Below are 12,545 nucleotides of genomic sequence, written 5' to 3'. Positions count from 1 at the left end.
GCCCGTCATGACTGCTCGAGTTCTGATTTGAGGTTGGCGAGCTTCCACGACCAGCCTCCGGAGATGAGTTCGCGGACAGTGCTTTCCGGCGGGAAGTCGTCGTGCACGACGGTCAGCTTGACCTGACTCTCGTCGACCGGCTCGATTTCGAAGGTCACTTTCGACCGCCGTTCGGTCGCGGCTTTCTCGATCGTCTCCGCGTCGAGTCCAAGCTCGGTGAGTTCAGGTACGAACGTGTGGAAGGTGAATGCGAGCCGGCGGTACGGGTCGGACTCCAGGATGACCTGCTCTGGATGTTCGATCTCCAGCCCGCTGCGGTCGGCCCAGACGTAGGTCGAGCCCTTCTCGAAGTCGGAGACGATGGCATGGCCCATGTAGCGACTCGAAAAGGCCGGGTCGGTGATCGCCTGCCATAAGCGTTCGGGCGTGGTGCGGATGTAGGTGACGTAGACAAATTCGCTGCTGCTCATCGGGTGGGTCTCCAATGCTGTCTTGAGGTCCGCGAGCGTCTGCACCCGCGTGCGTTCGTACTGGTTGATCCAGCGGTCGGCGATTGCGTTGATCGGTTCGGCGTTGAGGTAGTGCAGCTTTTCCCGCCCCCGCCACGCGGTGGTGATGAGGTTGGCGTCTTCGAGCACCGCGAGGTGCTTGCTGACCGATTGGCGTGCCATCTCCAGGCCTGCGCACAAGTCGCGCAGGCTCTGCCCGTTGCGGGTGTTCAGGCTGTCGAGCAGCAACCGTCGGTTCGGATCGGCAAGCGCCCGGAAAACGTCGTCCATCCATGCCATCTCCAATACGCAGCCGGATGGCTGCATGTTCGACCATAGGCAGCCAGACGGCTGCGTGTCAATGCGTGGGCGTCAGCCGCCGAGGAGGCTCGCGACGCCGACGGCGTCGGGGACAACGTGCCGTATACCAGGTAGGTCGGCGAACGCAGTGTCCGCGGACACAAGGGCGGCGGCATCCGCTGCGTTTGACGCCGCGGCCAGCACTGCGTCAAAAGCTCCGACTCGCGGCGTCGTCTCGAACAACGCCATGCCACGCTGGAGCGCTTCGAAAGTCACGCTGAGCAACGGTGATAGCAGTTCTGCATAGTCCCGGCCGAGCGCTGCCGCGTCGGTGCGCTCGCGTCGGCGAGCTCGGACGTGGACGAACTCTTGGATCACTTCGACTGTTGTTGTCGCTTCGATGCGCCCCTCGGCGATTGCCGCGATCAGCTCACGGCAAGGGTCGCGTAGTGGATGTTCGGCGCCCTTCGCGTACACGAGAACCGTCGTGTCGAGGACGATCATCCGTGGCGTCCACGCAACGCGTCGAGTTCCTCCTTTAGCTCCTCCGGGTCAGGAAGTGCCATGTCGGATGCGTCGAGGATGCGTTGGCCCGCGGATTTGCGACGATTGGTCGGGCTGGCGAGCCCGCGATCGATGGCTTCACGAACCACGGTTGCGACTGAGACGCCGCGTTCACGCGCCAGGGCGGTGATCCGGCGATGCCGCTCGTCGTCGAGCAGGATCTGCAGCCGGTGACCGAACATGCTCATACATTAGCATGCTAATGCTATCTGCACTTCGAGCCGCCGGAAGCACTGAGCTCCTCGAACCGGGCAAGGGCAGCGGCGCGCTGGTCGACGTCGAAGGTCTCGACACGGCTGACGCGATCACCATCGAATAGGACGAGTATGAGGAGCGGAAGCTCAATCGGCGCCCCTTCGGTTGATGTCCCCTTCACGACAACGTAGGACCCGACGCCCAAAGCGGAGTGCGAGAGGATCTCGGCCGGCTCAAGCCAGAGATCCGGAACGAGTGACGCCAACATACGGATAGACGAGATGTAGTCGGCGATCGTATCCAGGCCGACTGCCAGCTGGCCGTGGCCGACATACGCTGCGCCAGCGCTGAGCGTGGCGAATGTATCCCAGTCATGGCGGTTAGCAATGTCGACCAGCAGCCGACGGTGTGCCTCGATGATTTCGGGGTGTGCGACCTCGCCAGATGCGATCCAGCGCGCGGTGAGCTCAGTCATCGCGCCGTTGATGTCATCTGGATCGACAATTATGAAGCGAGCGATCAATTCGTCATCGGTGACTTCGGTAACAACGAGGGTGTCCACAGCGATCGGGCGGTCGTCCCCGCTGTGATCGCGAAACGTCACGCGGCACAGCGCCAAGCGCGAACCCCTTATGGCGACTGGCTCAAACTCCACCTGCCAACCAGCAGCGGCCTCAAAGAACAATGTGCGCGCGAAGTCCGGCTTGATCGCGCCCTCGTCACGCAGCCCTTTACGCCGGTCTTCATAACGTCCGTCTGTAGTGACAACGGCAAGATAGCTGTCAATGTCGCGGCGGTTGAACGCAGCCATCGCGCGTGCGAGAGCTCGTGTTGATGCGTTTTCGAGTGGCGGTGTGGTCGCACCGAGTTCGTCGAACCTGGCGAGTGCGGCGTCAAGATCTGACTCGTCGAATATTTCGCATCGGTTGTAGCGGTCGCCGTCGACCGTCAAGGCGATGACCAGCCGCCACTCAGCATCGAATCCGTCTGCGGCTCCGCGGGATACTTGCGTTATGACTGCTCCGTCATTGTTGAGGAGATGCACCGTTTCGACGTAGCTGTGAAGGTTCGGCGTTACATCCCATGGGCTGCTGATGATTGCCGCGAGGTGGCCTGGAGCGAATGGAGTTCCCTGCCGATGGTCGACGGTCACCAAATCGGGTGTCGTTGGCGGCGACTCGTGCCGGTTCACTGCGGCATAGGCCGTAGTTACAACCGACCACGTGTGCGAATATAGCGTCGCTTCGCCGGCCAGGTAGCGGGCATCGAGTTCGGCGATGGCGGCGTCGATGTCGGCAGGCTCGAACTCGATATGCGCGACGATCGCCTCGTCGGTGTCGATTTCAACGACTTGAAGCATTTCGTTGTCGACTTCCCAGGCGCGCCGGTCGGGCCGCGAGGAACGAATACGACTGAGGGCGAGACGCTCCCCGCGGGTCGCAACAACAGCGGACGATACTTTCGGGCCAGCCTCGGCGAGAGCTTGAAGGCTCGCGATCACGGCGTCCCGGCCATTCCAGAACCCGACATTCACGACACGACGCCGATCGTCGACGAAGACCTGGTCCGCCAATGTCTCACCTAGCGCCGCCCAGTCTCGGGCAGCGAAGTACGCAAAGAAGCGGTCATCTGCTCGGCTCGCCGTGTTTGCCTGACATGCTGTCTGCGAGTCCAATTCGCCGAACCTCGCAAGAGCAGAGTCGATTTCGCCCTCATCGAATAGTTCGGCGCGGTTGACCAATTCGCCGTCGACCGTAACAAGACACAGCTCTCGCCACTCGACATCGAACCCCTGCTGCGTAGTTCCCTTTGAGACCTGGGTGAATACCGCTCCCGAATCGCGCAGCCGATGCACGGCCTCGATGTAGACCGTGATGTCGGGGACGATGTCCCAGGCGGAACGGATGTACGCGGCAAGGTCTCCGGGCTCGAATGATGCACCTCGGCGGTGGTCGACGGTCACCCAGTCGGGCGCCGCCGAAGGGAAGACGTGACGGTTGAACGCTGCATAGTTCCGCGCGACGACCGACCATGTGTGCGCGTAGGCGGCCGCTTCTCCGGTGAGGTAGTGCGCGTCGAGTTCCTCGAACGCGGCGTCGATGTCGTCGAGGTCGAAGAGGACGCACGCTGCGAGCCGTTCGTCGGCGTCGGTCTCGACGACCAGAAGGATATCGAGTTGAATCGCTTCCGGATCGTTGCCTGAGGCGCGGAACTGCATAAGGGTGAGCCGTCCGCCCCGGGTCGCGATAGCGGCCGACGATGAATACGCCGATACTCCGATGTCGAGGCTCGCCCTCAGATTTTCAATCGCAAACTCTCGACCATGTCGCACGCCAGCGTTCATAGGCCGACGGCGATCGTCGTAGATAAAGCCGTCGGCGTGAAGGTCCGCCAGAGCGTCCCAGTCGCGGGCAGTGAAAGATGCCAGGAAGCGTTCGATCACTTTGGTTGCCGCATTTTCGAGCTGCGGCGTCGGACGGTTGAGCTCGTCGAACCTCGCGAGCGCGGTGTCGAGGTCGGATTCGTCGAAGATTTCGCACCGGGTGAGCTGTTCGCCATCGACGGTCACCACATTGATCACCCGCCATTCGGCGGCGAAGTCGTTGTGTGACGTCGCGCGTCCAACGTGGGTAACGACGGCCCCGAGGTCGTCCAGCCGATGCACTGCTTCTATACAAAGGGCGGCCTGCGAGGAAAGATCCCATGTCCCAAACAGATACGCTGTTAGCTCGCCCGGCGCGAATGCGCCTCCGTGGCGGCGGTCCAGACTTACGAAGTTCGGTGTCGTCGCGGGCACTTCACGCCGATTGAACTCTGCGGTTATACGAACTATGGCCGACCATGTGTTCGCATGTGCGGCGGCCTCGCCGGCGAAGTAGCGGCTCTCGAGCTCCTCGAATGCGGCCTCAATATCGTCGTGGTCGAACACAATACGGGCCGCAATCAATCCGTTGGTCTCGATGTCGACGATGTCGAGGACGTCAGTGTGGAATGCGTGAGGACGCGGGTCGCGGCCCACGTAGCGAACACCGCGAAGGGTGAGGCGCTCTCCACGAGTTGCAATGGTGGTCGCCGTAATGTTCTTGGCGCCGACTTCGGCGATTGCCTTAATACTCGCGATTTCGGCGTCCCGGCCGTAATGGGGCCCTGAATTTACGACTCGCCGACGATCGTCGACGTAAGTGTCGTTCATCAGTATCTCCGCGATCCCGTCCCAGTCGCGGATCGCGAAGGACGCGTCGAAGCGCTCACCTACCCGGCTTGCCGCATTCTCTAGCTTTGGCGTCCGCGGTTGCAGTTCTTCGAAGCGGTCAATCGCGGCGTCGAGATCTGCCTCGTCGAAGATTTCGCACCGTGTGAGCTGCTCGCCATCGACCGTGAGAATGATGACGTCCCGCCACTCCGCATCGAAGCCTTCTTTCGAGGCGCCTTTCAACACCTGGGTGAAGACCGCTCCCAGATCATTCAGCCGATGCACGTCCTCGATGTAGAGGTTGATGTCCGGCGCGACGTCCCACGTCGCATGGATGTATGGAGTCATGTCGCCAGGTTCGAACGCTGTCGCACGTCGGTGGTCGATGGTTACCCAGTCCTGCGCCGTCGACAAGGGCTCACGCTGGTTGAAAGCCGCGGCATTCCGGGTGATAGCCGACCATGTCCGAACATGGGCTGCGGCCTCGCCGGCGACGAAGCGGGCGTCGAGCTCAACGAAGGCGGCGTCGATGTCGTCGGCATCGAACACGACGACAGCTGCGAATCTTTCGTCGGCGTCGACCTCAATCACGCAGAAGGCATCGCCGTGAAATGAGTCGGGCTGGTCACTACCCGAAGCGCTGGCACGGGCCAGACCGAGGGCGAGGTGTTCGCCACGCGTTGCGATGATGGAGGCGGTGATGCTTGCGAACCCAGCGCCGGCCGCGGCCCGCAGATCCTCGATGTCACTACCTACACCGTGTCGTAGCCCGGCGTTCACGGTTCGACGACGATCGTCAACGGAAACGCCGTGTGTCGCGATCTCCCGCATGGCATCCCAGTCACGCGACGCGAAGAACTTTTCGAATCGTCGGTACGCACGGCTTGCCGCGTTTTCTAGAATTGGTACTGGGCAACTAAGCTCGTCGAAGCTGGCGAGCGCGACATCGAGGTCGGACTCATCGAAGAGTTCAAGGCGACTAATTCGGTCGCCGTCGAACGTCAGAAGGTCGATCTCGCGCCATTCTGCTTCGAAGCCATCGCTCGAGGTGGAATCAATCGCCCGACTAACGACGGCTCCAACATCGCTGAGCCGATGTACAGCCTCGATGAAGATGATTCCCCACTGGCTCTGCGCATCGCGGACGTACGCGGCCAGATGTCCCGCCTCGACCGGCGCGAGCCGCCGATGATCGATGTTGATCCAGTCTGGTGTTGTCGCAGGGAGCTCTTGCTGATTGAGCGTTGCGTAAGCCCGAGCGACCTTGGACCACATCTGCGCGTGCGCCGCCGCCTCGCCAACAAGGTAGCGGGCGTCGATTTCAGTGATGGCCGCGTCGAAGTCATCGAGGTCGAAACCAACCTTCGCCGTCATCAACCCCTCAGCATTGACCTCGGTGATCTCCAGCGCCTCAACGCAGAACGCTGTGGGCTGCGTCGATTGCTGTTCGAATCGGATGCGGCTAAGGCAGAGGCGATCGCCCCTCACGGCAAGAGTTCTCTTTGTGACAGCAACCTCCAAGGCCGCGATTGCACGAATATTGGCGATCGCTGTCGCTCGGTCATCGCTCTCGCGGCGAAGTCCGTGACGGCGGTCATCGACCTTGGTGTCCTCCGAGAACAGTGCACTGATCTCGTCCAAGCGATCGCCGCCAAACAGCGCGATCAGTCGATCGTCGGCTCGAGTCGCGGTGTTTTCGACGGGCGCTCGAGGCTGTGGTTCTTGGAGCCGAGCATGTGCGGCATCGAGTTCCGCCATAGCCGCGTCCATGTCGTCCAGGTCGAAGAACACCTGCAGCCCTATTCGGCCATGCTCGTCGATGCCGTACAACTGAAGGAAGTCGTCCCGCGGCGCACCGGGAGTCAAGTCGGCGGTGCCCACCATCAATCGGGCGAGAGCCAAGCGCTCGCCTCGCACGGCGATGACAGCCTGCTCTACCTTCGCTGCGCTTGTCTCCAGGATGCGCCGATTCTCATGTCGCCAGTTCTCCGTTGCCAGGTCGATATGCGTGAAACCGACAATCTTTCGACGACTCTCGATGGAGGCGTCGAGCGCAAACATCCGCTCGACCTCGTCCCAGTCCCTGCGGTCGATGGCAGCTATCACGCGCTCACCCGCTCGTGCACAGGCATTCTCGAGGTCGGCAACGGGAACCTGAGGCGCTGCAGGGGCACTCGGCTCGACGCGCTTGCCTGCCATCTTTCGCGCCTTTTCGGCAAGTGCCGCAGCGCCTTTTTGCTCGTACAGGTCAACCGCCTTGTCAGCGGCGGCTTTCGCGCTGACAACGTCGCCCGCCGCGTCGAGCACCATGGCTAGTGCGAGACATGCGTCGCCGTGATCGACCAACGCGTCCGTCCGCCCCGCCAAAGCGACCGCCTCCTCGGCCACCCGCCGAGCCTCATCGTGCTCACCATGGCGCGCCAACAGCTGCGCCCGCACCGTCCGCCACGTGATAGAGGCCTTTAACGCATGGCCAGCGAGACGCTCACTCTCCACGCACAATTCGTCGGCATCGGCGTCCCGATTCAACGCCAGATACGCTCGCGCCAACAACGCCGCCGTCTCGGCCGTGTCCGCATCGAGCCCCATCCGACGAAAACCGTTGTAGGCCCGCCGCAAATGCGCTTCGGCGGCCGCAGGGTCGTCGGCGACCAACTCGACGATTCCCGCGAACTGGTCAACCTCGAGCAATGCGTGCCGCATTCCGAGTTCTGTCAGCGACCGCCTCGCAGAATCGATCAACTGACGACCCGCGGCGGCACGACCGCGAAACGCGTCCAGCACCCCCTGGCACCTCGTCGACGTCGCCTCCACCACCGGTGAACCGGTCGTGATGCGAAGCAGGCGAACGACATCGAGACACCGCCCGCCTGCTCGCGGTACCGGATTGGGGCCCCACAACGCCGCAAGGGGGGCGTTCGCCAGCACGGCATTGACCAGGCGGTGTTCGCCTGCTCGCCGCGCTGCGGTGAGAGCCTGATCCAGGGCGGTCTCGCAATCACCGACTCGCCCGAGCCGGCCCAGGCACCCGGCCCGCACCGTGTGCGCCTTCGCCTCCCCTGCCGCATCGTCCAATTCGGCGAGCCTCTCTGCCGCCGCCGCGACGGCGGATTCGACATCGTCCAAACGCTCGGGATCGGTGAGCATCGACAACTGGCCGTCGAAACACGTACCCCAGGCGGCCAGACGCGCGGAATCGCCCGCAGCGTGCTGCAATTGCGACACCGCGCCCGTTGCCGAAACCACCTCGCCGGCAGCAAGCAGGGCCTCGCAGCGCGCGATCAGCAGTTCGGTTTGCAGGTCATCGCGGTCCGGCAACTCGTCATCGAGTTCCTCGAGCGCATGCAGCGCCTTGTCGTAGAGGTCGGCCGCGCCCTCGTAGGCCAACCGCGCCATCGCCTGATTCGCTGCACGCCGGCAGTAGTCGACCGCCTTGGCGGCATTTCCCGCCCACGCACATTCGAAATAATGGTGTGCCAGTTCGGCCAACAGTTCGTCGTCGTCGCCAGAATCGCTCTCCAGTGTCGCGGCGATGCGCTGGTGCAGCCGCATGCGACGCACAGATGCCAACTCCGCCAACAGGGACTGCCGCACGAGCGCGTGGTTGAAGCGGTACCAACCGCCCTGTTCCTCAATGACGATTCCGGCCTTACACGCATCGTCGAACGCGTCGACAAGGTCCTGGTCGAGCACCCGCTCGACCAGATCCAGAGCGAACCGGCTACCGACCACCGCCGCCGCTGCGAGCGCCTTGTTGGTCTCCGCGGGGAGCCGAGAAAGTCTGCGGCTCACCGCTTCCCGAACACCCTGCGGAAGCGTATTCGGATCCCACCGTCCCCCGCTCTCATCGACATGGCGCAGAGCCTCGATGAGGAAGAACGGGTTGCCACCTGTGACCGACGCCAAAGCTCGCGCGAGTTCTTCGTCGTCGTAACCCGCCTCGGCGACATACGCACTCACGTCGACCTCCTCGAGGCCGCTGAGTTGAAGGCGGCTGGCGGAGCCGTCGCGGTGAAGATCCGCGAGCATCGCCGCCAACGGGTGCGACCGATCGAGATCGGTGCTGCGGTATGTGCCGATGATCTGCAGACGAGCGTGCTCGCCGAAGCGCAGAAGATGGCGCAGGAGCAACAGGGTGGGCTTGGCCGCCCAATGAAGGTCGTCGAGAATCACGACGAGAGGTGCGGTCGTGGAAGCCATTGCCAGCAGCGCAACGACGGCATCGAAAAGTGCGTAGCGTTCGGTGTCCGGGTCGGCGCGGGTGGGTGCGGCGAGGTCGGATAGCACGTCGGTCAGGCCCGGAACCAACGGAAGCAATGCTTCGACGCCGCGCAGGCCTCGCAGCCGGCTCGTACCGAGACACGGCACGAGCGACCGCAGTGCTTCGGCGAACGGCTGGTACGGCGCCCCGAGGTCCTCGTCGCAGCGGCCGTAAAGGACCACGGCACCTTGGTCATACGCCCGCCCCGACCATTCGGCCGCCAGGCGCGTCTTCCCCACGCCGGGTTCACCGGCGATCAGGACGGCGCGCGTACCGGCGGTGACGGAGGTCTGCCAAGCCGAGAACAACCCTTCCAGTTCACGGTCGCGTCCGACGAACGGACCGGGACCGCTGAGCACCGAAGGCATGGGCGGCCGTTCCATCGGCGGAACGCTCGACGGCGCCGCCGCATCCTCTTCGACGGTCATCAATCGCAGCTCGAAGACGTGCTCGGGCCGCGCCAAATTGCGCAACTGGCGCATTCCGAGATCGGTCAACACCACATCGTCGGACAATGAGTCGATGACGAGTTCGGCTGTCGCTCCCGAGCACAGGATCTGCCCGCCGACGGCCAGAGACCGAAGCCTGGCGGCGCGATTCACCGCCCTACCGAAGTAGTCGCCGTCGCGAAATTCCACTTCGCCGGTGTGCAATGCCACGCGGACGCGCATGGGTGCTTGCAGCGCCCACGGCTCGTGACGGATCGCCTCTTGAAGTTCGATGGCGGCGGCGGACGCTGCTGATGGCCGGTCGAAAACCGAGAACGTGGCATCGCCCTCGCCGCGCGTCTTTACGAGCCGACCTCCGCGAGATGTCACAACCTGCTCTACGAGCTCGTCGTGTCGGGCCAGGGCGATCGCCATCGCGTCGGCATCGGCCTCCCACGCCGCGGTGGATCCCTCGATGTCGGTGAGTAGGAACGTGACCGCACGGGTCACGGTCTGAACATGTTGTGCAGAAGGGATTTCCAGCGCACGGTCTTGGGCGACGACAGCGGTGTGGAGTCGACGAAGGTCGGGTCCGGGGTCAACACCCAGCTGTTCGGCGAGCACCGACCGGGCACGCTGATAGGCGCCGAGAGCTTCGCCTTGCCTGCCGGCGCGGTAAAGGGCGAGCATCAAATGGCCCCAACGCCTCTCACGAAGGGGCGCGTCGGCGACCGCGGCTTCGAGCTCACCGATGATCTCCGCGGCGCGGCCGGTCGCAAGCAATGCGTCGGCTCGGTCCTCCACCAGAGCGGCGTGGCTTTCGATCCAACGAGTCTTCTCCGATGACCCGCGTGCGCCGTCCGGCAGCTCGGGGACACCACGCCAGAGCGCCAATGCCTCGTCGAAGTGGGCGACCGCCTGGCCGGCGTCACCGACAGCCAGTGCGTCGCGTCCTAGCTTCGTGGCCGCCGTGTAGCGGGTGGCGTCGACTTCGGTGGTGCTGAGAATCCAACCCGTGCCCTGCGTCAAGACGAAGCCGTCGCCAAGGGTGTGGCGCAGCGAGGAGATGTGGGTCTGCAGAGCCTTGGCGACGGTGCGCGGTGGATCGTCACCCCACAGGAGTTCGACGAGCGTTTCGGCCGATACGACCGAATCGCCGTGCAGGCCGAGCATCGTGAGAACGGCACGCGGTTTGGCACCCGGAATGGCGACCGGCAGACCACCCTGTCGGACCTGGAGAGGACCTAAAACCCCCAGCTCCACGTGTTGAAGCGTAGCCACATCGGCCATCGTCTCGATGGGGAATCAACACCCGGTCAAGAACGAGTAAAGGTAGCCGCTGCAGTGAAGCCATCGCCCGTTCCTGCGGCAGGGCTGTTGATGGCGTCCGCTGCGGGCCGTGTGGCAGGCTCGCCGGTGTGGACCTGCCGACGCCGGATCCCGAGCTCGCGCACCTGGCCGATGTGGTGCCGTCGGTCTTGTCGGCGATGGGCGCGGACGGCTTCGACAACCGCATCGGCCTCCCAGGCGACGACATCGCCGGGGCGTGCGTCCTGCTGATCGACGGACTCGGCGCCGAACTGCTCGACACCTACGCCGGCGACGCGCCCGTTCTGGCGGGGCTACGCGGACGACGACTGACCGTCGGGTTCCCCTCGACCACCGCCGCCGGCCTCGCGGCGATCGGCACCGGTTGCCGATCCGGCGAGCATGGGTTCGTCGGCTACTCGTTCCGGGTGCCGGAGGCCGGCGTGGTAAATGCCCTGCGCTGGCGGCCACACCCCTGGGGCGAGGACCTTCGCGGCAGGGTGCTGCCCGAACAGGTCCAACCGCGGCCGACCACGTTCGAGCGCGCCGCGTCGGTGGGCGTCGCGGTCAACGTCATCTCGGGCGCCGAATTCACCGGCTCCGGGCTCACCCGCGCCGTGCTGCGCGGCGGGCGTTACGTGGGCGTGCACGCGCTCGGCGACCTCGCCGCCGCGGTGCGGGATACGCTGGCGGACAACGGGTTCTGCTACGGCTACCACAGCGAACTCGACTTGCTCGGCCACCTGCACGGCCCCGGGTCACCACCGTGGCGCATGCAGTTGCGCCAGATCGACCGGCTCGTCGAGTCGGTGGTCGAGGCGCTGCCGCCCGGCGGGCTGCTGGCCGTGGTCGCCGACCACGGCATGGTCGAAGTCCGGGAAGCCGAGACCGTGGACGTCGACGCCAACCCCGCCCTGCTCGACGGTGTGCAGGCGATCGGCGGAGAGCCGCGGGCTCGACACATCTATATAGAGGACGGCTCACGAAGCGACGTGCTCGCCACGTGGCGCGCCACGCTGGGTGAGCGGGCATGGGTGCTCTCACGCGAGGAGGCCGTCGAGGCGGGGTGGTTCGGCGAGCGCGTCAGCAACGCGGTGTGGCCCCGCATCGGCGACGTGGTGGCGGCCGCCCGGGGCGCGGCGGCGGTGGTCCGACGCGCTGTCGAACCGCTGGAATCGTCGCTGATCGGGCACCACGGCTCTCTCACCTTCGCTGAGCAGACTGTTCCGTTGCTGCTGGCATACGGTTGAGTTGGGCACGAAAAGCGCTCAACTCCAATTGTTTTCGTCAGCAGCGATACGCGGAGCAAATCAATTCGGCTGTTGCAGCGCATGATTCGCGTCTCGTAACCGAAGTTGCTGAATGGATGCGAAAAGCCTCGATCTGCAATGACATTCGTGAAGTACGCAATAGAACGCTCAGGTTGTGAACGCTGTCACAGAATTTGGTGACACTGCAACGCCACTTGTAACGTCCCGGCGCATGTTTGCTCTTGCGACGCTCTTGACGCTGGTGAACCAGGTGTCGGGCACGCCGTACGTCTCGGGCGGTGACTCTCCGGCCGGTACGGACTGCTCCGGTCTCGTGTCCTGGGTGACGAATGCGGCGACCGGGCGGCCCGTCTACGGCGACCGGTTCAACACGGGAAACATCGAGCAAGAGCTGCTCGAACGTGGATTCCAGTACGGCACCCAGCCCGGTGCGTTGGTGGTCGGCTGGAACAGCGGCCACACCGCAGCCACCCTGCCCGACGGCACCCCGGTCTCATCCGGTGAAAGCGGCGGCGTCAAGATCGGCGGTGGCGGCGC

6 protein-coding genes are annotated in these 12,545 nt (G+C 64.2%); 2 read left to right on the top strand and 4 right to left on the bottom strand.

Translation table 11 applies throughout. From position 1 onward, the window contains the following. Nucleotides 1–5 precede the first annotated feature (5 nt). The 4 genes from AU188_RS05065 to AU188_RS05050 all read right to left on the bottom strand — a co-directional run bounded on the left by AU188_RS05065 (nt 6) and on the right by AU188_RS05050 (nt 10,692). A complete protein-coding gene (locus AU188_RS05065) occupies nt 6–779 on the bottom strand; it encodes an ArsR/SmtB family transcription factor (protein WP_059162781.1) in 774 nt (257 codons plus the stop codon). 81 nt (nt 780–860) lie between these two features. Next, a complete protein-coding gene (locus AU188_RS05060; protein ID WP_059162651.1) occupies nt 861–1,292 on the bottom strand; it encodes a type II toxin-antitoxin system VapC family toxin in 432 nt (143 codons plus the stop codon). Beyond that, nucleotides 1,289–1,540, bottom strand: a complete 252-nt coding sequence (locus AU188_RS05055) for a ribbon-helix-helix domain-containing protein (RefSeq protein WP_059162650.1) — start codon at nt 1,538–1,540, stop codon at nt 1,289–1,291. The genes AU188_RS05060 and AU188_RS05055 overlap by 4 nt, the downstream gene beginning before the upstream one ends. Before the next feature lie 17 nt (nt 1,541–1,557). Beyond that, the gene (locus AU188_RS05050; RefSeq protein ID WP_059162649.1) at nt 1,558–10,692 is read right to left on the bottom strand and encodes a BTAD domain-containing putative transcriptional regulator; all 9,135 of its coding nucleotides are present in this window, start codon (nt 10,690–10,692) and stop codon (nt 1,558–1,560) included. 155 nt (nt 10,693–10,847) lie between these two features. Here AU188_RS05050 and AU188_RS05045 point away from each other — a divergent pair, with 155 nt between their 5' ends. Both AU188_RS05045 and AU188_RS05040 read left to right on the top strand, forming a co-directional pair. Next, nucleotides 10,848–11,987, top strand: coding sequence for an alkaline phosphatase family protein (locus AU188_RS05045; protein ID WP_059162648.1), 1,140 nt, complete (start codon nt 10,848–10,850; stop codon nt 11,985–11,987). Between the two features lie 232 nt (nt 11,988–12,219). After that, nucleotides 12,220–12,545: NlpC/P60 family protein (locus AU188_RS05040; RefSeq protein ID WP_172799400.1), on the top strand; the 326-nt coding region annotated here is incomplete at its 3' end.

The organism is Mycobacterium sp. IS-3022, assembly GCF_001500065.1.
Lineage (GTDB): Bacteria > Actinomycetota > Actinomycetes > Mycobacteriales > Mycobacteriaceae > Mycobacterium.
Note: the sequence above shows the minus strand (reverse complement) of the source record. Positions and strands in the feature narration are given on the sequence as shown.